19 protein-coding genes are annotated in these 24,537 nt (G+C 33.3%); 5 read left to right on the top strand and 14 right to left on the bottom strand.

The window, feature by feature from the left end; translation table 11 throughout:
- Positions 1–39 precede the first annotated feature (39 nt).
- Positions 40–663, bottom strand: a complete 624-nt coding sequence (locus KA894_RS00820) for a lysophospholipid acyltransferase family protein (protein WP_096809159.1) — start codon at positions 661–663, stop codon at positions 40–42.
- A 166-nt stretch (positions 664–829) separates the two neighbouring features.
- Here KA894_RS00820 and KA894_RS00815 point away from each other — a divergent pair, with 166 nt between their 5' ends.
- Positions 830–2,116: a S1C family serine protease gene (locus KA894_RS00815; protein ID WP_210133622.1), complete on the top strand. Its 1,287-nt coding sequence runs from the start codon at positions 830–832 to the stop codon at positions 2,114–2,116.
- A 274-nt stretch (positions 2,117–2,390) separates the two neighbouring features.
- On the opposite strand, the gene tyrS is transcribed toward KA894_RS00815, so the two are convergent.
- Positions 2,391–3,653, bottom strand: a complete 1,263-nt coding sequence (gene tyrS, locus KA894_RS00810; protein WP_115342105.1) for a tyrosine--tRNA ligase — start codon at positions 3,651–3,653, stop codon at positions 2,391–2,393.
- 395 nt (positions 3,654–4,048) lie between these two features.
- Between tyrS and KA894_RS00805 the strand changes: the two genes are divergently transcribed.
- Positions 4,049–4,960, top strand: a complete 912-nt coding sequence (locus KA894_RS00805; protein WP_108909282.1) for a biosynthetic peptidoglycan transglycosylase — start codon at positions 4,049–4,051, stop codon at positions 4,958–4,960.
- A gap of 146 nt (positions 4,961–5,106) precedes the next feature.
- Here KA894_RS00805 and KA894_RS00800 read toward each other — a convergent pair whose 3' ends face one another.
- Positions 5,107–6,774, bottom strand: a complete 1,668-nt coding sequence (locus tag KA894_RS00800) for a formate--tetrahydrofolate ligase (RefSeq protein WP_096809150.1) — start codon at positions 6,772–6,774, stop codon at positions 5,107–5,109.
- 310 nt (positions 6,775–7,084) lie between these two features.
- Entirely contained in the window at positions 7,085–8,794 is a 1,710-nt protein-coding gene (gene acsA / locus KA894_RS00795) for an acetate--CoA ligase (RefSeq protein ID WP_115342104.1), read from the bottom strand.
- A gap of 181 nt (positions 8,795–8,975) precedes the next feature.
- Between acsA and KA894_RS00790 the strand changes: the two genes are divergently transcribed.
- A complete protein-coding gene (locus tag KA894_RS00790) occupies positions 8,976–9,608 on the top strand; it encodes an N-acetyltransferase (protein ID WP_096823783.1) in 633 nt (210 codons plus the stop codon).
- A 17-nt stretch (positions 9,609–9,625) separates the two neighbouring features.
- Positions 9,626–10,780, top strand: coding sequence for an acetoin utilization protein AcuC (locus KA894_RS00785; RefSeq protein ID WP_096809145.1), 1,155 nt, complete (start codon positions 9,626–9,628; stop codon positions 10,778–10,780).
- Positions 10,781–10,915: 135 nt separating this feature from the next.
- Here KA894_RS00785 and ccpA read toward each other — a convergent pair whose 3' ends face one another.
- The 10 genes from ccpA to KA894_RS00735 form a co-directional block, all read right to left on the bottom strand.
- On the bottom strand, positions 10,916–11,905 hold the full coding sequence (gene ccpA, locus KA894_RS00780) for a catabolite control protein A (RefSeq protein ID WP_103373533.1): 990 nt from the start codon (positions 11,903–11,905) through the stop codon (positions 10,916–10,918).
- A gap of 305 nt (positions 11,906–12,210) precedes the next feature.
- On the bottom strand, positions 12,211–13,302 hold the full coding sequence (locus tag KA894_RS00775; RefSeq protein ID WP_096809142.1) for a bifunctional 3-deoxy-7-phosphoheptulonate synthase/chorismate mutase: 1,092 nt from the start codon (positions 13,300–13,302) through the stop codon (positions 12,211–12,213).
- Between the two features lie 761 nt (positions 13,303–14,063).
- Positions 14,064–15,284 carry a hypothetical protein gene (locus KA894_RS00770; RefSeq protein ID WP_115342103.1) on the bottom strand — a complete coding sequence of 407 codons (1,221 nt, stop codon included), beginning with the start codon at positions 15,282–15,284 and terminating at the stop codon, positions 14,064–14,066.
- 82 nt (positions 15,285–15,366) lie between these two features.
- Positions 15,367–15,858, bottom strand: coding sequence for a DUF948 domain-containing protein (locus KA894_RS00765; RefSeq protein ID WP_096809138.1), 492 nt, complete (start codon positions 15,856–15,858; stop codon positions 15,367–15,369).
- 70 nt (positions 15,859–15,928) lie between these two features.
- Complete coding sequence (murC, locus tag KA894_RS00760; RefSeq protein WP_108909278.1) at positions 15,929–17,242, bottom strand: UDP-N-acetylmuramate--L-alanine ligase; 1,314 nt, start codon at positions 17,240–17,242, stop codon at positions 15,929–15,931.
- A 23-nt stretch (positions 17,243–17,265) separates the two neighbouring features.
- The gene (locus tag KA894_RS00755; RefSeq protein WP_115342102.1) at positions 17,266–20,961 is read right to left on the bottom strand and encodes a DNA translocase FtsK; all 3,696 of its coding nucleotides are present in this window, start codon (positions 20,959–20,961) and stop codon (positions 17,266–17,268) included.
- Positions 20,962–20,978: 17 nt separating this feature from the next.
- Positions 20,979–21,578: a YtpR family tRNA-binding protein gene (ytpR, locus tag KA894_RS00750; RefSeq protein WP_096809132.1), complete on the bottom strand. Its 600-nt coding sequence runs from the start codon at positions 21,576–21,578 to the stop codon at positions 20,979–20,981.
- 13 nt (positions 21,579–21,591) lie between these two features.
- Positions 21,592–22,455: a DUF1444 domain-containing protein gene (locus KA894_RS00745; protein WP_107644123.1), complete on the bottom strand. Its 864-nt coding sequence runs from the start codon at positions 22,453–22,455 to the stop codon at positions 21,592–21,594.
- A gap of 128 nt (positions 22,456–22,583) precedes the next feature.
- On the bottom strand, positions 22,584–22,892 hold the full coding sequence (locus KA894_RS00740; RefSeq protein ID WP_096809128.1) for a thioredoxin family protein: 309 nt from the start codon (positions 22,890–22,892) through the stop codon (positions 22,584–22,586).
- A gap of 17 nt (positions 22,893–22,909) precedes the next feature.
- A complete protein-coding gene (locus KA894_RS00735) occupies positions 22,910–23,986 on the bottom strand; it encodes a M42 family metallopeptidase (RefSeq protein WP_096809125.1) in 1,077 nt (358 codons plus the stop codon).
- Between the two features lie 82 nt (positions 23,987–24,068).
- Here KA894_RS00735 and KA894_RS00730 point away from each other — a divergent pair, with 82 nt between their 5' ends.
- Positions 24,069–24,386 (top strand): hypothetical protein, encoded by a 318-nt coding sequence (locus tag KA894_RS00730; protein WP_096809123.1) that lies wholly within the window; start codon positions 24,069–24,071, stop codon positions 24,384–24,386.
- Positions 24,387–24,537: the final 151 nt, after the last annotated feature.

Raw genomic sequence — 24,537 nt, 5'->3', positions numbered from 1 at the left:
TATATATTATGATTCAATAGTTAAAAAAATGAGTAAAATTTACTTATTATGTGTTACATACTCATTTAAATCATCTTGTAATTGTATTGTTCTTTTTTCTAATTCTTTAGTTAAATATTCTAATTTTTCATTACGTTTCATGTCTTTTGGTAAATTTTTTGTTTCAATTGGTTCACCAAATCTTATAATTGATTTACCAGTAACTAATCCTTTGATTTCTTTAGGCCCTACATATGCTGCTGGTAAAATAGGTGCTTGTGCCATTAACGCTATCGTTACTGCACCGCGTTTCATTGGCGCGCCTTCATCGTATTTCATACGATGCCCTGTCGGAAAAATTCCAACTGTTTTATTTTCTTTTAATAATTTAATTGGTTTTTTTAATGTACTTGGTCCAGGATTATCTCTATCTACTGGAAATGCATTAAGCGAACTCAAAAATCTACCAAACCATTTATTATAGAAAAGTTCTTTTTTAGCCATATAATGGATTTGATTTGGATAAATAGCCATGCCAAGCATAATAACTTCATTATAACTTTCATGTGTACAAGTTACGACATAACGATGTAATTGTGGGATATGCTCTTTTCCTTGCACTTCTAATGATTTACATATTTTGCGTAAAATAAAATTTAATAAACCGCTAACAAATCTATACATTTTTTCACCTACTTATTTAGCCTTATATTACCCTATTGATTCTATCATTTAGAACATCAATGGACAAGGTAATTTATATTTCAGTCTAAAGTAGTATAATGATATACTAGAAAAAGTTGAGTAAACCTTTCATAATAGGTTATAAAGAATGAATCGGAGGTATAATATGTCAGAATTTAATAATGATCAGAACTCAAATAAAAAACAACCTGATGAAGAAATATCAAAATACACACAACCCAACTATAGTAAACGATCAAAACCCAAATTCCCATGGTTTAAAACTGTACTCGTCGCACTTGTAGCAGGTATTCTTGGTGCACTGATTGTCTTAGGTGTGGGGAAATTTATGGAAAGTACAGTATTAGACGATAATGGGTCATCAGTAAAGGAAACAAGTGATAGTAGTAGAGCTGGTAATTCCTTAGATGGAAAAAGCGAGAAATACGATTCGGTAAATCAAATGATTACTGATGTATCCCCCGCCATTGTAGGTGTAATTAATATGCAAAAAGCTCAAAATTTAGACGATTTGCTTAAAGGTAAAACAGGTAAATCAGAAGAAGCTGGCGTTGGATCTGGTGTAATTTATCAAAAAAATAACGGCTCAGCTTATATCGTTACAAATAACCATGTCATTGATGGTGCAAGTGAAATTAAAGTTCAATTACATAATTCTAAGCAAGTCGATGCTAAACTAATTGGCAAAGATGCACTTACGGATATTGCAGTATTGAAAATAAATGAAACGAAAGGTACAAAAGCGGTAGAATTTGCTAATTCTTCCAAGGTAAAAACTGGTGACAGCGTATTCGCTATGGGCAACCCGCTTGGCTTAGAATTTGCAAACTCTGTGACGTCTGGTATTATTTCAGCTAGCGAACGAACAATCGACACACAAACTTCAGCTGGTGCTAATAAGGTAAACGTACTACAAACAGATGCAGCAATTAACCCTGGTAACTCAGGCGGGGCATTGGTTGATTTAAATGGTAATTTAGTTGGTATTAATTCAATGAAAATAGCGAACGAACAAGTCGAAGGCATTGGTTTTGCTATTCCAAGTAATGAAGTCAAAGTGACTATTAAAGAATTAGTTAAGAATGGCAAAATTGATCGCCCTTCAATCGGTATCGGTTTACTTAATTTAAGCGAAATTCCTGATGAGTATAAAAAGCAATTAAATACTGATAGAAAAGATGGTATTTATGTAGCAAAAGTATACGCTGATAATGATCTAAAAGAAGGAGATATTATCACTAAAATTGATGATGAAGAAGTAAAAGAGGATACAGATTTACGCTCTTATCTATATGAACATAAAAAACCTGGAGATACAGTTAAATTAACTGTAGAAAGAAAAGGTGAAACACAAACTGTTGATGTAACATTAAAAGAACAAAAATCAAAAACTTCTGATTCATCAAAAGAACAAGCCGTTCCTTTTAATTAAATGAGTGTTATAAATACTTAAAGGCACCAAATCATAAATATGATTTGGTGCCTTTATTGTATTTTATAACTGTGTTCAGATAATAAAATACGCCCTAAGCATAAAGCCATATTTCAATATTTTTATTACACCTATATATCAAACTTCTGAAACCAATATATACTGATATAGACGACTTCTACGCTTAGTAACTATTATTAGAAACAGCACGACGTATTTTTGTATTGCTGAACGTGTTACTTTTTATAAACGATGGTATGTTCAACTTTCACACTTATTTATAACTAACCATAAAGTATTTTTTCTTGCCTCTACGTACAATAGTAAATTCATTCTCGATTTTATCTTCATTTGACAATTCAAAATTTAAATCTTGTTGTCTTTCTCCGTTAATATAAATAGCACCATTATTTACATCTTCACGTGCTTGTCTTTTAGAAGAAGCAATGCCTGTTTCCACAATTGCTTCCACGATGTTCGTCGTTTGATGATCTAATTCGACTTGAGGCACATCTTTAAAGCCTTCTTTTAATTCTCTAGCTGAAAGTGATTTCAAATCACCTGAGAATAAAGCTTGAGAAATCCTGATGGCATCATCTAATGCTGCTTGGCCATGAATGAATCTAGTAACATTTTCAGCTAATGCTTTTTGAGCTTCACGTAAATGAGGTGCCTCATTCAATGAAGTTTCTAGTGTATCTATAGCTTCTTTACTTAAAAACGTAAAGTATTTTAAGAATTTAATAACATCTGCATCTGTAGTATTAATCCAAAATTGATAAAATTCGTAAGGGCTTGTCTTATCGGCATCTAACCATATTGCGCCACCTTCAGTTTTACCAAATTTCTTACCATCAGATTTAACTACTAATGGAATTGTAAGTCCAAACGCTTCAGTTTCTCCATACATACGACGCATCAATTCTATACCACTTGTGATGTTACCCCATTGGTCTGAACCACCTACTTGAATCCTACAATTATACGTTTTATTAAGATGCCCGAAATCAATCGCTTGTAAGATAGTGTAAGTAAATTCAGTAAATGAAATACCATGTTCTAGACGCGTTTGGATAGAATCTTTACCTAACATATAGTTGACACCCACGTGTTTACCATAATCTCTTAAAAAATCTATTAATGATATTTGGCCAAGCCAATCTTTGTTATTAACTAATTTTGCACCTTTATCTGTACCAAATTCAAAAATTTTATGCATTTGTTCACTTATGCCTTGCACATTTAATTCAACTTGATCTTCTGTTTGTAATTTTCTTTCTTCTGATTTACCTGAAGGATCACCAATCATTCCTGTTCCGCCACCAATTAATACGAGCGGACGATGACCATGCTCTTGAAAACGACGTAAAGTCAAGAACGGCAATAAATGGCCAATGTGTAAACTGTCTGCTGTTGGATCAGCCCCACAATACAGTGTGACCTGCTCTTTATTTAGTAAGTTTTCAATACCCGTTTCATCCGTTTGTTGATAAATCAAACCTCTCCATTTTAAATCTTCAATTAACGTATTTGTCATTGCATTCGCCTCCTAATTTAATTATGATAAAGTTTTGAATAGAATTCATTTGCATCACTTAAAATTTTAACCGCGTAATTTTAGAGAACACAAAAAAGCGCCCTTACATTTTTTGTAAGGGCGCAAACGCACGGTACCACCATACTTTAAGTCAAACAACTCTATTAATGATACGTTCATTAACTAAAACGTTTGGATAATTACTTATCAAAAGGTGTATTCATATAAGGACCAACGCTAGTTCACAGCAACCACTAACTCTCTGTAGATGATACATTATATTACTTCTCCTCTATCCAAAAACGATATCGAATTGTATTTATTATAATTAACTCTAATTTAAAAGTCAACTCTATATATTATGATATAATATTGTTTAAATAAGGAGGTCCACGATGAAAAATCATGCATATGAGAGCCACATTGAAGAAAATAAACAACATATAAAACTAAATCAATTTGAATTTATTTATAAAAAACTCAAACATTTTTTCGTAGGTTTATTTTCCATATTTGGTTGCACTTTGCTTATTTTACTTGCCATATCTGTATTTTACTTTCAAAGTTTAACCAAAGAAGCTACCCATATGTCAGATGCTGAATTAAAGTCCAAGCTATTAGTTATTTCTGGAAATGAAGCAATCAATTATAACAGCGATAACCTACTCGTAGAGTATAATAATTCTATGAATTCGCTCATCGTTGGCCCAAAACATGTTAACAACAATGTGATCAAAGCTTTAACAGCCTCAGAAGACAGTTTATTTTTTCGACATAATGGCATTTTACCAAAAGCTGTTTTACGAGCTATAGGACAAGATATATTCAATTCTAGCGATGCTACAGGTGGCAGTACAATCACACAGCAACTTGTTAAAAATCAAATACTTACAAATCAAAAAACTTATAATCGTAAAGCAAATGAGCTTGTACTTTCCATGCGTGCTGAAAAAATTTTAACTAAAGATGAGATATTGTACACATATTTGAATATTGTTCCATTTGGTCGTGATTATAATGGGTTAAACATTTCAGGTATAGGATCAGCTTCTTTCAGTTTATTCGGCAAACCAGCAGAAGATCTAAATATTGCTGAATCTGCGTATATCATTGGTCTACTGCAAAGTCCTTACTACTACACGCCTTATAATGAAGATGGATCACTTAAACCTAATCATCAAATTCAAATCGGCTTAAATAGACAACATTACGTATTAAAACGCATGCTAGTAGAAAACAAAATTACACAATATGATTATGTTCGTGCGGAACGTTACGATATTAAATCTCGATTAATGACAAAGTAAAAAAAACAACAAAGCAATCATATTTTCAATATGATTTTGTTAGCTTGACAAGATTTCGATAACTAGAAATAAGACTATAAATATCTACAACATAAAACAACCGAGGCGCCACTGTGCCTCGGTTGTTTTATGTTATAATCACTAAATTAGAATAGACCTACTGCGTGACCATCATCAGTAACGTCCATATTTAATGCAGCTGGTTTCTTAGGCAATCCAGGCATTGTCATAATCGCACCAGTTAGTGCTACGATAAATCCTGCACCTGTTTTAGCTTCTAGCTCGCGAATTGTAATTTCAAATCCTTCTGGTGCACCTAATAATGATGCATCGTCAGAGAATGAATATTGTGTTTTAGCCATACATACAGGATAATTATCCCAACCATTTTCTTTAAATTGTTTTAATTGTTTTTGTGCTTTACTGCTAAACGTTACTTTGCTGCCACCATAAATTTCTTTTACAATCGTTTCAATTTTATCTTCAAGTGGTTGGTCTAGTTCATATAAATGTTTGAAATTTTGTGGTTGGTTAATCACTTCTAATACTTCATTAGCTAAATCGAGACCGCCTTGGCCACCTTTTTCCCAAACCTCAGTTAAAGCAAGACGGACGCCATTTTCTTTCGCCCATTCTTGTACAAACTTCGTTTCTTCATCTGTGTCGTGAACAAATGCGTTCAATGCAACAACCGGTTCTAAACCGTATTTTTTTACATTGTTTACGTGGCGTTCTAAGTTTACGATACCTTTTTTCAATGCATCCACGTTTTCTTCTTTAAGATTGTCTTTTGCAACGCCGCCATGCATTTTAAGCGCACGGATAGTAGCAACAACCACAACTGCCGAGGGTTCGAATCCTGCTTCACGTGCTTTAATATTGATGAATTTTTCAGCACCTAAGTCTGATCCAAAACCAGCTTCTGTTACGACGATATCAGCCAATTCTCTTGCTGTTTGTGTTGCAAGAATTGAGTTACAGCCATGCGCAATATTTGCAAACGGCCCACCATGTACTAATGCTGGTGTACCTTCGATTGTTTGGACTAAATTAGGTTTAATTGCATCTTTTAGTATCATTGCTAAAGCGCCTTCAACTTTTAAATCTGCTACTGTAACTGGCTTACGATCTCTTGTATAACCAATTGTAATATTACTGATTTTAGCTTTTAAGTCATTAATATCGTTAGCTAAGCATAAAATAGCCATAATTTCAGAAGCTACTGTAATGTTGAACCCATCTTCACGGGGCACACCTTGTGTTGGCCCACCTAATCCTACGATGACATTTCTTAAAGCGCGATCATTCATGTCTAAGACGCGTTTCCATTCAATACGTCTTTGATCAATACCTAATTCATTTCCTTGATGAATATGGTTGTCAATAAATGCTGATAACGCGTTGTTTGCTGTTGTAATAGCATGGAAGTCACCGTTAAAGTGTAAATTAATATCTTCCATTGGCAGCACTTGAGCATAACCGCCACCAGTTGCGCCGCCTTTAATACCAAATGTAGGCCCTAACGCAGGTTCACGCAAAGCAACCATTACATTTTTCTTTAATTGATTAAAAGCGTCAGATAAACCAACTGTAACTGTTGATTTACCTTCACCTGCAGGTGTTGGACTCATAGCAGTTACTAACACTACTTTCCCTTTATCATCTTTTTGTTTAACTTGGTTGATATCAATCTTAGCTTTGTAATGTCCGTATGGTTCTAAAGCATTGGTAGGAATACCTACTTTTTCAGCAATATCCCCAATTGGTTGTAGTGTTGATTGATTAGCAATATCTAAGTCTGATAAATGTGCCAAATGTATTCGCCCCTTCTTTTATAAATTTTAACCACATATGAAAAAAGTAAAATTTCATGCTGTGATTCAAAATTCCTTACATATTCATATTAACTAAATAAAGTTGTATTGTCGATTAATAGAGATAGCGCTTTCAAAATTATAAGCTACTTTTGTTACAATAATGGATAATAAAACATTTTAAATGTATTATTACAATAAAAACGTGCTTCATTTCTAAATTTTAAAAGCAGATTTTAAAATTCATCAATAAAGCACATTTTAAAGTTAATAGTAAATTTGAAACAATTATTTTATGTTTTTTCTATAATTAATCTTCCATTGTACTTAAGTCGCCTTCTGGTAAATCAAGTTCCCACGCTTTTAACACGCGACGCATGATTTTACCGGAACGTGTTTTTGGTAATTTGTCTTTAAACTCGATTTCACGAGGCGCAGCATGTGCTGCTAAACCTTCCTTAACGAACTTACGAATTTCCTCTTTCAATTCATCACTTGCTTCAAATTCAGGTCGTAAAGCTACAAACGCTTTGATAATTTCTCCTCGAACTGGATCAGGTTTACCTATCACGCCTGCTTCAGCCACTGCATCATGTTCGACTAACTTAGATTCGACTTCAAATGGGCCGACACGTTCTCCCGCTGTCATAATTACATCGTCAACGCGTCCTTGAAACCAGTAATACCCATCTTCATCTTTATAAGCAGAATCCCCTGATACATACCAATCGCCTATAAAGTAAGAGTCGTATTTTTCAGGGTTATTCCAAATTGAAATCATCATAGATGGCCAACCTTTCTTGATGGCAAGATTTCCCATACGGTTAGCTGGTAATTCATTTCCCTGATCATCAATAATTGACGCTTCAACACCAGGCAATGGTTTGCCCATTGAGCCCAATTTCACATCCATGGACGGATAATTCACAATCATATGCCCGCCTGTTTCAGTCATCCACCACGTATCGAGAACACGTAAACCGAATACGCCTTTTGCCCATTTAATCACCTCTGGGTTTAACGGTTCTCCAACCGATAAAATACTTTTTAAAGATGATAAATCAAATTTTTCAACAATATCATCCCCGGCGCTCATTAACATTCTTAACGCTGTTGGAGCTGTATACCATATTGTCACTTTAAATTCTTCTATCATACTATACCAAGCTTCTGGAGAGAATCTGCCTCCAGCGATGCAATTCGTAATACCATTCAACCAAGGACTGAATATGCCATAAGATGTACCAGTTACCCAACCTGGATCTGCAGTACACCAATAAACATCATCATCTTTAAAATCAAGGACATATTTACCAGAAATATAATGAACTAACATAGCTCTTTGTGCATGTAATACACCTTTTGGTTGTCCAGTTGATCCTGAAGTATAATGTAGGATGAGTCCATCATCTAAATTTAGCCATTCTGTATCAAATTGGTCACTCGCTTTTTCAAGTTCTTTATTAAAGTCTACGTATTCACTCTGAACAACATCGTCAACAACAACAATTTTTTCTAAATTTGGTAATTTGTCTTTGGGTATTCTTGGCAATAAATTATTTGTAGTGACGATTACGCTTGCCTCACTATTTTCTAAACGATCACCAACCGCTTTTTCCATAAACGCTTCAAATAATGGTCCGACAATAGCACCTATTTTCAAAATACCAAATAATGCAAAATATAGTTCAGGTGTTCTGGGCATAAAAATAAATACACGATCACCTTTTTCAACATTGCCTTTATCTTTTAAAACATTTGCTGCTTTATTTGATTTTGATTTCATTTCATTGAAAGTAAAACTTTCTTGTCGCTTATCATCTTTATAATGTAAAGCTACTTTTTCTCCTTTACCTTCATCCACATGGCGATCAATACATTCATGTGCCATATTTATTTTGCCTGTGTCATACCATGAAAATGCTTTTTCAACTTCTTTCCAATCGAAATTGTTGTATTGCTTTTCATAGTTATGAAGGTTGAAATTTCCTTCTTCCCCTTTATATACTTCTACTTTCATTGTAAATCCCCCTCTTAATGAAATCGCTTGCTTAAAAAATATTATAACTAATAAAATCGCAATTTTCAAAATAATCGGTGTAAACGGGTACAATATCGTGTTAATTTACGCTCATATCCCTTATAATATAATTATTAAAGATTGCATACTATATTCATTTGCGGTAGTTTGGAGTGAAAAAATGGAACATATAAAAACGTATCAATCTCAGACTTTTCATTTAGATAAAGGCACATTTATTATTGAAGGTCCAGTGTCAAGGATTCACCTCGACTCAATGACATTTGATGACGGACTTACTGCATTTCGTCAACCTGAAGATCAATTTGAAGCGGTTAAAGAAATTAGTGAGCTAGCAGAAGGACGAATTTTTATACTTCGAAATAATCAACATATCGTCGGTTATGTCACTTATCATTACCCAGACCCATTAGAGCGATGGTCTAGTGGGAATCTTGCATATTTAATTGAATTAGGTGCGATTGAAATCAGTTTACCCTATAGACATTTACATCTAGGTAGCGAACTAATTAAAATTAGTTTAGCAGCAGATGAATATGAAGATTACATTGTTTTAACTACTGAATATTATTGGCACTGGGATTTTAAAAATTCTGGTCTTGATGTTTTTGAATATAAAAAATTAATGCAAAAATTAATGGGTTATGGGGGCCTAGAAATCTTTGCGACAGATGATCCTGAAATCACAAGCCATCCTGCCAATTGTTTAATGGCAAGAATAGGCTCACGCATTACTATTGAGCAGTTACAAGCGTTCGATGATATTCGATATATGAATCGCTTTTTCTTTTAAAGGGGAGTAAAAAATAAATGAACAATACCCAACAAACTGGTTATGTTTATTCAAATGAAATATTACAATACCGATTTAGTAATCAACATCCATTTAATCAAATGAGATTAAAATTAACAACAGAATTATTAAAAGATTTAGGTTACTTAAAGCCAGAGCATATCATTCAACCACGCATAGCTACAGATAATGAACTCAGCTTAATTCATAGTTTTGATTATATACAAGCTATTAGACGTGCTTCTCATGGCATTTTAAATGACTCTGAAGCTAAAAAATATGGTTTAGATGGCAGGGACACTTTGCAGTTTAGAATGATGCATAAACACAGTGCACGCATTGTAGGCGGCGCATTAAATTTAGTGGATAAAATCATGGATGGTTCTATAACCAATGGTTGTCATCTAGGCGGAGGCTTACATCATAGTTTACCTGGTCGCGCAAATGGTTTTTGTATTTATAATGATGTTGCAATTACAATCGCCTACCTTATTAAGAAATACTGTTTACGAGTCCTTTGTGTGGATACAGATGCGCATCATGGCGATGGAACACAATGGAGTTTTTATACGAACGATCAAGCGCTCATTTATTCTATCCATGAAACTGGTAAATTTTTATTTCCTGGATCAGGTCATTATACAGAGCGTGGTAATGAGCAAGGCTTTGGCTATACAGTTAATATTCCGCTTGAACCTTATACTGAGGATGATTCATATCTTGAAGTATTGAATCAAACACTGGAACCTGTGGTTGCATCATTTAAACCAGATATCATTGTCAGTGTGCATGGTGTCGATATTCATTATTTAGATCCGCTCACACATATGAACTGTACGTTAGATGCACTTTATGAGATACCTTATAAAATTAAGCAATTGGCCGATAAATACACTGATGGTAAGGTCATCATGTTTGGTGGCGGAGGTTATAATATATGGAAAGTCGTGCCTCGTGCTTGGACACATGTCTTTCTTGCTTTAATTGGTGAAGATCAACAAAATGGTCAATTACCAGAAAAATGGTTGTCAAAATGGTCGCCATACGCGACTTGTGATTTACCAAATACTTGGGAGGATGAAAAGTTAGATTACCAAATTATCCCTCGCCGACAAGAAATAAGCGCTATAAATATGAAACACGCAACACAAGTATTAAGCTGGTTCAAATAAATTCTAACAGTTTATTAGATGCTACATAAAAAGGAAACAGAAATTTGCTATACCTGTATCATTATGCCATTCATCTACCACATATAAGCTAAACGAGACTATGACATTAACACGTCATAGCCTCGTTTATTTAAATTATTTAGTTGTCCCTCTATATTCAATTCTATGAGGTAAAATTACATTAGGTTCTTCAATCTCTTCTTCGTTCATATATTTAGTTAATAATCTCATACCAACTGCGCCTATATCATATAATGGTTGAATCACACTTGATAATTGTGGTCTAACCATTTCTACTAAGCGTGTATTATTAAAACTAACAATTTGTAAGTCTTCAGGAACTATTACGCCCTCATCTTGTGCTGCATGCACTAAACCAATAGCTTGTTCATCACTAATTGACAATATCGCATCCGGTTTCCCAGATTTTAATGCCTCAAATGCACGCAATCCATCTTTATAAGTTTCATTTCCATTAAAAATCAATTGATCATCTAATGTAAGTTGATTAGCTGATAATACATCTTTTAGACCTTCTAATACATCTTCTTGTGCTTTTTTAGAATAATCTCCACCCACGAACGCAAAACGTTTTGCACCTTTTTCAATTAAGTGCTCTGTAATTTCTTTTGCTGCAGTTTGAAAATCAATATTAACAGATGAAATACCTTCATCTTTCCCATTAGTTCCTGATACAACTACTGGCACAGATGATTTATTAATCAATTCCTTAATTTCTTCAGAAATTGTACCACCTAAGAAAATAATACCATCTACTTGTTTACTTAATAGATTATTGAATATTTCTTTCTCTTTATTTGGGTCATTATCCGAATTTGAAATAATAGAGTGGTACTTATACATTGTAGCAATGTCTTCTAAACCACGTGCGAGTTGGGAATAGTATACATTTGAAATATCTGGAATAATTACGCCAACCGTTGTTGTACGTTTACTTGCCAAACCTCTTGCTACTGCGTTTGGTCGGTAATTTAATTTTTTAATAACTTCATTTACTTTATCTCGTGTTTCTGGTTTTACATTTTGGTTACCATTTACGACACGTGAAACAGTAGCCATAGATACTCTAGCTTCTCTAGCTACATCATATATTGTAACAGTCATAAACATCCTCCTTGAAAGCGATTTCTTTATTATTATAATCTGTTTTCATAACATTTTCAAAGTTTACCATATTTTTCGTAAATGTAAAATCATTTTGTTTTGAATGTCATAATTATGTCATTTTCATGATAATTTATTTTATATTAATAGAAAAAAGCTATTTTTTGTTAATATTTTAAAACTCCATAAATTTCCTGATTAATTCCTATTATTAACGTGCTCTTTTATACTGTTTATATTCAACATTAAAAACTCCTACCTGTCCGCTACAGAAATAGAGAACAAATAGGAGCTATTCAGTGATTTTATTTTAATTGTTTATTATTATACATATCAGCTAACGGCTTAATTTCGTTATAGAAGTTTTCAAATTCATTTAAATCCATTTGTTGACCACTATCACTAAGTGCTACCGAAGGATCTGGATGAACTTCTGCCATAATACCATCTGCACCTACTGCTAAACCTGCTTTTGCTGTTGGTAGCATAATATCTTTGCGCCCTGTACTATGCGTTACATCTACTAATACTGGTAAGTGTGTGCCTTGTTTTAAAACAGGTACAGCAGAAATATCTAATGTATTTCTAGTAGCTTTTTCATATGTACGGATACCACGCTCACATAAAATGATATTTTCATTACCTTGAGAAGCAATATATTCAGCTGCGAAAATAAATTCTTCAATCGTAGCAGCTAAACCACGTTTTAAAAGAACTGGTTTTTTAGAGCGTCCAGCTTCTTTTAATAATTCAAAGTTTTGCATGTTACGGGCTCCGATTTGGAACACATCTAAGTATTGATCTGCAACTTCAAAATCTGCAGGATTAACAATTTCACTTATTACATTTAGATTATATTTATCTTTTGTATTTTTAAGTATTTTAAGTCCTTCTTCACCTAGTCCTTGGAAATCATAAGGTGATGTGCGTGGTTTAAATGCACCGCCTCTAATGAATTTCTCACCTTTGGCTTGTAAATTGGCAGCAACCGTATCTACTTGTTCTTGAGATTCTACTGAACATGGACCAAATACAAATGATTTATTGCCATCTCCAATAATGCCGCCATTATCAAATTGAACAATTGTATCTTCAGGTTTTAATTTTCTAGATACATATAAATGTTTTTCATTCTCTGATTTTTGTAAGTCAGTAGAGGCTTTAAAAATTTCTTTGAATAATTGTTTGATCACATTATCATTAAATGGACCTTCATTTTTATCTAAAAGTTGATTAATCATTTCTTTTTCGCGTTGAGGGTCGTAAACCATTGTACCTTGCTTACGTTTTTCTTCACCAATTTTTTGAGCAATCTTACCTCTTTTAGATAAAAGGTCTAATATCTGTTCATTAATTCCAACAATTTCGTCTCTGTATTCTTGTAATTTGTCTGTCATTTTAGTCACCTCTATGAAAATTTTAAATCGATATTTTATTCTGCTTTAAAGCGATAAAATATTTATTAAACGTAATTCTAACAATAACTGTTTATAAGTTCAAGTATGATTATCAAAAAAGTCACTTTAAAAGTGAATAAGTCTTATAATAACTGAATTTTCTGTTATTTACTAGTTGTATTTTACACTATTACAAAATTTTATCTTAAAATTAATAATTCCAAGCTTAAATAGTGATATATTTCACTATTTGTTATAATAAATCAATAACAGTAACACCAAAATACCACTTTGACGACACTTTTCTTATTCTTATCAATTTACAAAAGTTAAAATATAACAATAGCATAAGTATTTTCCAGTTTATCTCAATATGCGCAGCAGTTTATCAAAAAGTCATGCACTGCCGGTTTATTGCGATTTGAAGATAACATATATTTAAATTGTATTGTAATTATTTTATAAATTTAAAAAGTAGCTAATCAAAATCTTACAACTTTGGTTTCATGGCTTGCATGACTCATTGTTTAGTATAACAATACTATCACCTATTACTTTGGTATGCGATAGGAGCATCAAATCTCTCCATATTAGATATATAGCTTAATGGTTTATCTAAAAAATAATATGATAACTTATATTAAAAGCCTCTAATTTTGCTAATAATCAGCAGCCCATTATAGAAAAAAGCGGGACAAAAACCAATTTATTAAAAGGTTTTGTTATCCCGCTCTATATATTTTCCATAACGATAAAAGCATTTAATCATTAAACGTTCGTTTGTCAATTTTACTTTTAGCTTTTTCAGTTTTCTTACTTTGTAATCTATTTTTAGAATACGTTGGTGTTTCATTTTCTGTTTGAGAATCAGAAGTGTTATCAGCGATTTTAGCTTCATTACTTATACCTTTTTCAGCTTCATCGTGAACAATAATTCCATCTTTAAAAGATACGCTATTGTGTGTTTGTTTAACGCGTTGTTCTGCAGCTTGAGGCTTAGCATTTTTGGTAGTTTGTTTAGCTTTGTCTGCAGAATTTTCTACTTTATTGCTAGATTCTACTGCGTTATCTATTTTTTTAGTAACTAAATTAGGTACATTATTATTTACTTTCGATGTTAAAGTTTCAGGTTTTAAAAGGTCAGCTGTATTTTTAGCTACTTTTGGATTTTTAGCTATTGCATCACGTTTTTGACTTGCTGCTATAGCTAAACCGGATGCAGTCACAGTGCCGGCAACAGCTGCTTTGATATGGTTATCTTCATCTTTTTTTGTCTCTTTTTTAGTAACTAAATTAGGCACTATACGATTTGGATTAGATTTTACGCCTTCTTCAGCTATTAATTCAGATGTGTTTTTTGAAACTTGAGTGTTGTTATTTAATATTTTCTTTTTCTCTTTAGCAACAGTTGCTAAATTGTTAGGTGATATGATACTATTACGCGATGTTTCCTTAGATGATGAAATCGTAGAAGCGTCTGATAAATTATGATCTTCTGCTTCTTCTTTTACCGCATCTTTTTGAGCTTCTATTTCACGCTCAGTTGGTTCTGCTTGCTCATTGATGTGGCTTAATTGCTCTGCTGCATTCATGGATTGCTGCTTACTCATTTCCTCCTGTGCTTGAGGTGATGTGTCTGCTAAATTATGATCAGAAGTTTCTTGTTGAATTGCAACTTTTTGTGCATCTAATTCATTGTGTGTAGTTGTTGTATCCTTTATTTGTGCAACTTGACGTTCTGCTGCTGCTTTTTCATTTTCAGTTTGTTCAACTAAGTTTGACTTAAATTTTTGATTAGCTTTCGGAACAGATGTATCACTTTGACGTGATTTACTAATAGAAATTAATCCAACAGTTGAACCTATAACTGCACCTACAATAAATCCATAGACAAATACGTTTCTAGCCCCAGAAGTAAAATAGTCTTCTACTTCATAACTTTCTAAATTTCTTTCATAATCATCTCGGTTATAGTACTTCATAATTGAATGCCTCCTATAACAAATGCACTTAAATAAGTTTATACCTCATTTAAGTGCATTTGTTTTTTAAGTATATAAATGATTAATGGTCAACACGTGTAGTGTAGCTGTGATCTGCGTCATTTGCGACACTACTTGTTTTGTATTTTGCACTTTCTCTACGATTTTTTCTATTTTGCCATTTGTCAGCAACTTCCATTGCCACATTTGACCATTGTACCACTTGAGAAATTTTATCTTCGTTTTGAGAAATGTTGTGCGTAATTGAATTTGTAACTCGATCAACAGAACCATTTAATGTTTGAACTGAATCCCCGATGCCTTTAACTGCATCAACGACAGAGTTTAAACGATCTGATTTATCTTGAATATCTTCAGTTAAGCGATTTGCTTTATGAAGTAAGTCTGTAGATTCACGTGTAATCCCTTGAATTTGTCCTTCCACGCCATCAAGTGTTTTTGCAACGTGATCTAAATTTTTCTTAACTGAAACTAATACGACAACGATACCAATACATAAAATTAAAAATGCAATCGCTGCAACGATTCCAGCTATAGGTAAAATCCATTCCATTAAAAACGCCTCCTAAAAAACATATGTTGTTATTTAATATAAATACCCCCATCATTTTAACATAAACATATTAAAATGAGGTAGTTACACCAATATTTTCCATGTATGCACGCTGGATTTTTTGAATATCGCCCGCACCCATAAATAAAATAACTGCATTACTATAATCTTCTAAAACATTTACAGTGCTTTCATCAATAAGCGTGGCGCCTTCAATCCTTTTAACTAAGTCTTGAATCGTTAAATCCCCATTATTTTCTCTTATTGAACCAAAAATTTCACATAAAAATGTTTTATCAGCAAGACTTAAACACGCTGCAAATTCCTCTAAAAAGGCTTGCGTTCGACTAAAAGTATGCGGTTGGAAAACAGCTATAACTTCCTTGGTAGGATATTTTTTTCGTGCTGTTTCAATTGTAGCACTAATTTCTCTCGGATGGTGTGCATAATCATCAACTAATACTTGTTGGCCAACTTTGGTTTCGTTAAATCTGCGTTTAACACCGCCGAAGGTTTCTAGTGCTTCTTTAATGTTAGCAACATTTAAGCCTTCCAAATAACTGATCGCTATTACAGCTAACGCATTTAAAATATTGTGATCACCAAATTGCGGTGATAAAAAAGAATCATAATACACTTTATCGATATAGACATCAAATTGTGTGCCTTTTTCACTGAATTGTATATTATCTGCATAAATATCGTCATTTTCAGAAAAACCGTAATAATAAATAGGTACATCTGCTTTTAATTTGCGCAGATGCGTATCATCACCCCAAGCAATAATCGCTTTTTTTACATTGCGTGCCATTTCTTGAAAAGCATTGAATACGTCATCAACATCTTTAAAATAATCCGGATGATCAAAATCAATATTAGTCATTATTGCATAGTCTGGATGATAACTTAAAAAGTGTCTACGGTATTCACATGCTTCAAACGCAAAGTAATCACTCGCCGGTATACCTAAGCCTGTACCATCACCAATTAAGAATGAGGTTTTTTTGTCTCCATTCATAACATGTGATAACAGCCCAGTAGTAGAAGTTTTGCCATGCGCACCTGTAACTGCAACTGAAGTGTATTGATTGATAACATGTCCTAAAAAATCATGGTAACGAATAACTTTTAAATTTAAATCATGCGCTCTTATTACCTCTTCGTGTGTATCAGGAAAGGCGTTACCTTGAACAATGACCATATCTTCTTTTATATTATCTGCATCAAATGGTAAAATTTCTATACCTTTGTTTTTTAATGCTATTTCTGTAAAAACATAATTTTTTATATCTGATCCTTGTACTTTATGACCAAGATCATGCATAATTTGTGCTAATGAACTCATACCGGCGCCTTTAATGCCGACAAAATGAAAATGTGTCATTGTAACACTCCTTTATCTCTATATTAATTCTCATTCAAATCAGACTCTGTGATGTATACATCTCTAGGTTTTGAACCATTTGCTCCTGAAACATAACCTAATTGTTCTAGTTGATCCACAATTCTAGCGGCTCGATTGTATCCTATTTGGAAATGTCTTTGTATTAATGAAGTAGAAATATGACCTTCTTGTAACATAAATCGACAAACATCCTCGAATAAATCGTCTTGCGGTTGGCTTTCTACTTTTTTCAATAATTCTTTTTCTTCAAAAAGATAATCAGGGTCTCGCTGTTGTTTAATAAAATCAACGACCTCATCAATTTCTTCATCAGATACAAACGTTCCCTGCACACGTATAGGTTTGTTCATACCGCTGCCTAAATAAAGCATATCGCCATAACCTAGCAAACGTTCTGCTCCCCCACTATCTAGAATGGTACGAGAATCTACGCTTGAAGAAACCATAAAAGCAATACGTGTTGGTATATTCGCTTTGATTAAGCCAGTAATTACATTTACAGAAGGTCTTTGCGTAGCCACAAGCATATGAATACCACATGCACGTGCTTTTTGAGCAATACGCGCAATGGATTGTTCTACTTCTTGTGGTGCCATCATCATTAAATCTGCTAGTTCATCAATAACGATTACTATTTTGGGCATTCTATCTTCATAATTCGCTTTTTTATTAAAAGCAGTAATATTTCTCACATGGTATTTAGCAAATACTTTGTAACGACGTTCCATTTCTTCTACTGCCCATTTTAAACTTTGAGTAGCAGCTTTAACATCAGTAATCACAGGCGACACTAAATGAGGCAACCCATTATATGGCGCCAATTCTACCATCTTAGGATCAATGAGTAATAATCTTAACTCTTCAGGATGATTTTTATACAACAATGACATTAAAATACTGTTAATAGATACTGATTTACCAGAACCCGTTGCGCCTGCAATTAATGCATGAGGTGTTTTAGCTATATCCATAACGAGTGGTTCATTATTAATTCGAAGCCCCATAGCAACTGTTAATTTAGATTCTGCATTTTTAAATGTAGTGTCTTCTATAATGGAACGTAAATTAACAGGTGTAGATGATTGGTTTGGCACTTCAATGCCTACTAAACTTGTACCTGGGATAGGCGCTTCAATACGTATATCTTTGGCTGCTAACGCCATTTTGATATCATCCTGTAAATTGGTAATTCTAGAAACTTTTACTCCTTTTTCTACAGATAATTCAAAACGCGTTACACTTGGTCCTTCTGTAACTGTTTGAACTTCAGCTGGCACGTTAAAGTAATAAAAAGCTTCATTTAATTCATGTTTCTTTTCTTCAATCCATTGGTTATCTTTTTCATGCGCCTTAGGTTCTTCAAGTAAGTCAATACTTGGAAGGTTGATATTTGGACCTTTTCTTATCGCTGTCTTAGTCCCCTGGTAGGTATCTACGTCATCGTCAACTTGATTTACAGACTGTGTATCATCTGTCGTTGATTTATTTTGTGATAACGCTTCTTGGTTATCTGAATTTTGAGATTGCGTAGCACTTTGGCTTGAGTTTGAGTATGCTGTGTCTCTTTTTTGTTGAGCATCATCTTTGATTTGATGTATTTGACCATCAGATGATATCGCTTGTGCATCTGAAATTGTTGATTCATTGTTATCATAAAAATGTGCTTCGGCATTTTGATCTGAGTATATATTATCTTCTTGTTGTTTAGGTGAAGACAATGATTTATCTGTATTAGACGGTGCCTTTATATTCGTATTGTCTTCTGATTGGTATTTGTTGTCTTCACTAAGGCTCATACTTGAGTAATTTGTATGGCGCTTTTTCTTAGCGTCGAGCATACGCTTTTTATCTGATGGTGTCATAACCACATTAAACGGTTTGCTGCCTTTTGTTATGGCTGATTTTTTCCTTTGTTGACTTGATTTTTCACTAGAACTTAAGGCATGCACAGATTCAGTTACTTGAGCATCATCCGCTTCATTTTGGCTACTGTTCGTCGTTTGTATATCATTATCTTTTGTAGACGGTGCTTTGATATCCTGATCTGACAGATTATACTCCTCTGAATTAAATTGACTTGAATCTTGTGTGCTTTCTGAATATGATCCATCAGTTAGAGATGTACTATTTTGATTATCGTCAGTGTCACGCGCTGTACTTGTTGAAAAGGGATCATCTGAAAATTCATCTTGCGTCTGTGGCATTTTTTCAACGTCTTCATTTTGCTTACTATCCACATCAGTTGTACTTTGTGACATATCTTTTTGAGCTTCAGATAATTCTCTGTATCTTGCATCTGAAATTGCTACATTTTCATCAACTTCAGTTAAATTTGAAGCGTTTTGTTGCACATGGCTTTCTGCTTCAGAAGATGTGTTTTGTTGTTCATTTTCTGAACCAGCTTCATCTTGGCTTACATCCATTGCAGTTATTTCTGGTTCATCTGATAAATTAACTGTAGGATTGGCCGTTTCATCTAAAGACTCATACACTTGGTTATTGTCTATATTATGTACAGAACTCACGTTATCTAAATCAATTTCTTGGTAGTTAAATTCTGAAGCGTTATTTTGATCATTATGGCTACTATTTTCAGTCAAATTATCACTAGAGATATCCTCAGAATCATCCACATCCGAGATATCATTTGATTGTTCTTCGTCTAACGAACTTTCGCCAATATAATGTTTGGCTTGTTGTGCATACATTTCATCAATTGCTTTTTGAATTGTATCTTCATCATTTTGTTGATTTTCTTGACGTTTTTGTTGTAAAGCTTTCTTGAATTGACGTTTTTGAAGTACTTTTCTTTCACGCTCTCTACGAATTTCTTCTACAATTTGAGACGCATAAATGTTTTCTATATTGATTGTATTATTTTTTTGAGGTTGCGTCGTTGATTCTGTAGTGTCTTCATACTGGTCTGACGTGTTCTGCGGTTCGTTTTCTATTGAAGATAGTTGCTCATCATCAACTTGATATAGCTGGTCGTCATCATTTTGTTGTTGAGCTTCGTTATATTGTGATTCAAGGCTTGATGTTTTATCTTCTTGAACATCTTTGTCATTGTTAAATATTTCATTGTCTTCTTCGCTGTTTTTGGGTTTGATTACCCCGTTATCTAGAGGGTGGGGCTTTTGAGTACCAAAAATAGCAGAAGGAACTTCACTCGCTTTAAAATCACTTTTATGATAATGCGGCGTAGAGTGTTCATGTTTTTTTGAAGATTTTCCATTCACGCCTAAAACGTCCGTTTGGATTCTTGTTCTCTTGCCATTATGTTGTCTCTTATCTCTTCTTGTTTCACTGTTTGTTTCATCGTACGTTTCATCATGTGTCGTTGATTGCTCAGAAGCTTCTGGCTGCTTCATCTCGTCTGAAGTTGTTTCATTATACATATGTCTACGTCTTCGTTGTTTTTGGTTAGATGATGATGTATGGTTAGACATATTTTCAGTATCTTTAGCTTCTTTTTCAGACGATACTTCATGAGCACTATCAGATCTATTTTCTTCTTCTATAACATGCATCGGAAATCTGAATTTCCCTTTCGGTCTCTCATAAACATCGTTGTTTTGAGGAAGTAATGTGTCTTTATGTTCTTGTTGCATATTCTTTTGACGTCGTTGGTTTCTTTTATTTAGATAATCTTTATTAGGATCATTTTCGTCTCCAAATAATTTGTCGAACCAGCTCATTCGGACATTACCTCCTTTTATTCTTCAAAAAATGCTTGTCCTACTTTATAATCATCAGACAAGACCATAATACCTTTTTCTTGTGGTGCGTTTGGCAAATTCAATTCTTTCATAGAGCAAATCATACCACTTGAAGCAACGCCACGAAGTTCTGCATCTTTGATTACCATGCCATTTGGCATTACTGCACCAACTTTTGCGACTACAACCTTTTGTCCCGCTTCAACGTTAGGCGCGCCACACACAATTTGTAATTTTTCTGTAGCTACGTCTACATTTAATACACTTAACTTATCAGCATTAGGATGCTTTTCTTTGTTTGCCACATAACCTACAACCAATTTTGGTGATAAATCTGTCTCTAATTCAAATGAAAACCCTGCATTTTTAATAGCTTGCTGTAGTTCATTAATTAATGTTTCATTTAATTGAACATGGCCATTTCCAGATATACTAGATACATTTGAAGCGTCAAATATATTATATCCAACAACTTGATTACCTTGATGAATTTCTACTACGTTTCCTTTTGTTTCATACGTAAATTCACCAGTTGTGGGTTCAATTTGTAAAAAAGCTACATCTCCCACAGATTCTTTATTATAAAATAAATTCATTTATACTGACTCCTTATTTCTTATCTTTATTCTCATATTTTTTTCTAGTCGCCTCTAACCTTTGTATTACGTTAGGATTTCTTTTTTGTTTATTGTTTTTACCTAATATAAATATAGGTTCAAAATGTCCTTTGTCATAAGCTAGAGAAAGTGAAGTAATTGGCACTAAACCTTTCGTGAAAAATTCCATGGTTAAATGAGCCATAACATCATAACCTGTTTTATTACGAATATCAGCTATGATTAACACATCCTGGTGTGGTACTGCTACTAGCATTTCACCTTCACATTGAGTTTGAATTTCATTTAAAAAAGTAGTATTTAGAATTCTACTTGCATCATAACCATCATTTGAATTAATAAAATAGAAAATATTTCCTTTAACTTCATCCGTTTTATAATTATTTTCAAGCTTTCTAACGTTAAATAACGCCATTTCTTTCACTTGTTGTTTAGTGAGATTCAATTTATCTAACATAGTTTCATCTAATAGTCGGTAAGATTTACCTAAGTCCACTGCATAGTAAATATTAGTTTCTGCAGTATGTTTATCAATAACAAATGCATTTCCAGATTTGTCTTTTTTATCAAAACTCGGTGATCTGAGCACAGGCATTATCTCAATATGATCTGAATCGGATAAAGCCTCCCCTTTCATTTGTTCGATAGCTTCTTCAACGTAATAAACGATTTCGTCTACTATATTTTCTTTTTGCTCTTTATATTTAGCTACGATAGTTGAAATTTTAACAGTTACACCTTTACCATTATCATTTCTAGAAACTCGTAGCGTCTCGTCATCACGATTAAAACTAAACTTAACGTCTAGATGTTTCAATCTATCTTTTAATTTATCTCTCATTTGAAAGACATTCATCGTTAACACTCCTATTTACGTGTCTTAATACAGTTTACAATAAATATACCCTTAGGAACAGAAAAAATGTAAGTTCTAAGGGTATATTTTTTAGAGTACACTTTAATCAATATGATTTGATTTATCTTTTATAAAGAAGCTAAAAAATCATCTATCTGTTCAATTGATTTACGTTCTTTTCCAATATAGCTACCAATTTGTTTATTATCTTTATATACTAGAAAACTTGGAATGCCCATAATACCATGATTAATACAAATATCTATAAATTTATCTCTATCTACAGATATAAATTTGTAATTCGTATATTTTGCTTCCAGTTGTGGGAGATCTGGTTCAATCACTTTACAGTCGGGACACCAGTCTGCAGTAAATAAAAACACAGTTTGTTCTTTTTTTAATTCTTCAAATTGTTGTTCATTTTCTAATTGTTCCATTAAATCACTCCTAAATATTAATTATATTGTAGCGTATCGATTATTTTATCATTTAAGTTTTTAATTGATTGGAATAACAGTCTCCGCGCTGCATCATAATCACGGTAATCAAACACTGCGTTCGTACTGTGAATATAGCGTGCACAAACACCGATAACTGCAGTTGGAATACCAATATTTGCTTTGTGTATTTCTCCGCCATCAGTACCGCCAGGAGACATATAATATTGGTTTGGAATATCAAATTTTTTTGTTAAATCTATAAGGTAATCTCTAAATGTCGGTTTGAGTATCATCGTGCCGTCTTTGATACGGATTAAAGTACCTTTACCTAGTTCTCCTGAAAGATGCTGTTTTCCTTTCATATCATTTGCTGGAGAACAATCAACTACAAATGCAATATCTGGATCTATTAATTCGGCGGAAGCTTTTGCTCCTCTTAATCCAACTTCTTCCTGTACATTCGCTCCAACAAATAAATCAAAATCTAATTCTACATCTTTCAATAATTCTAATAACTCTAAACCAATTAAACAACCATAACGATTATCCCAGGCCTTGCTTACAAATCTATGTTCAGATAATTGCGTAAATGGTGTTTCAGGAACAATGGTATCCCCTATTTGAATACCTCGATTTATTACATCTGTTTCACTTTCACAACCGATATCTAATAATAAGTCTTCTATCGTCGGCGCACCTTCATTACCCGTTCTAAAGTGCTTTGGAATATTTGCAACGATGCCAACGATTTCTTCATTGGTACGTGATTTCACTTTTAATCTTTGTCCTTGCCATATGTCAGTAGCAACGCCACCTAAGTTTGTGAATTGCAATAGTCCGTTATCTGTAATATGAGTTATCATAAAACCAACTTCATCCATATGAGCAGCAACCATTACTTTTTTAGGTTCTTTAGCTTTGGATCGCTTCACTCCATAAAAACCGCCCATACGATTATAAACAAATTCATCTACGTACGGTGCCATTTCATTTTTTAAATACGTTTTCACATCATCTTCAAAGCCAGGTGCGCCATGTAATTCTGTTAAATTTTTCATTCTTGATAATGTTTGATTTTTGTCTATACTCAATGTCTCTCACTCCTTAATATTTATTATATCATCTTCATTGTGGTAAACTATAAATATGACTTTATTGGGGGTAGATTGTAATATGTTAAATAAAAAAAGTTGGTTCTTCATCACAATTATTTCATTAGCAGTTATTGTTGGATCAATTTATTTTTATAAACGTCAAAAGCAAATACAACATCAAAATCCAGAGAAAATTGTTTCTGAAGTAAAAACATATTTTATGAATGTTGTCGGTTCTTACATATTAAACGAAACGATTATGTATAAAAACGCTAACGACCAATTAGAAGCTTTTCAAGGTGGTGTCACTACACTTCACAATGGCAAACGCATTTATTACGATTTTTACGCAAATGCTAAAACAGGAGAAGTCCTCGACATCATAGAGTGTAAATGATTGAAGGTTAAAGTTATGAACATCTTACGTACCCGATAGCAAACAACTATTAACTATCGCAGTACAATAATGATATGAAACAAAATATATCGCTGCTCAAGTCATTCATAAAGCAAAACCAATGCTTTAAAACAGATATAGTTTCATTTCA

This window comes from Staphylococcus sp. GDY8P131P, assembly GCF_017891975.1.
GTDB classification, from domain to species: Bacteria; Bacillota; Bacilli; order Staphylococcales; family Staphylococcaceae; genus Staphylococcus; species Staphylococcus nepalensis.
This window is presented reverse-complemented; position numbering and strand designations above follow the sequence as displayed.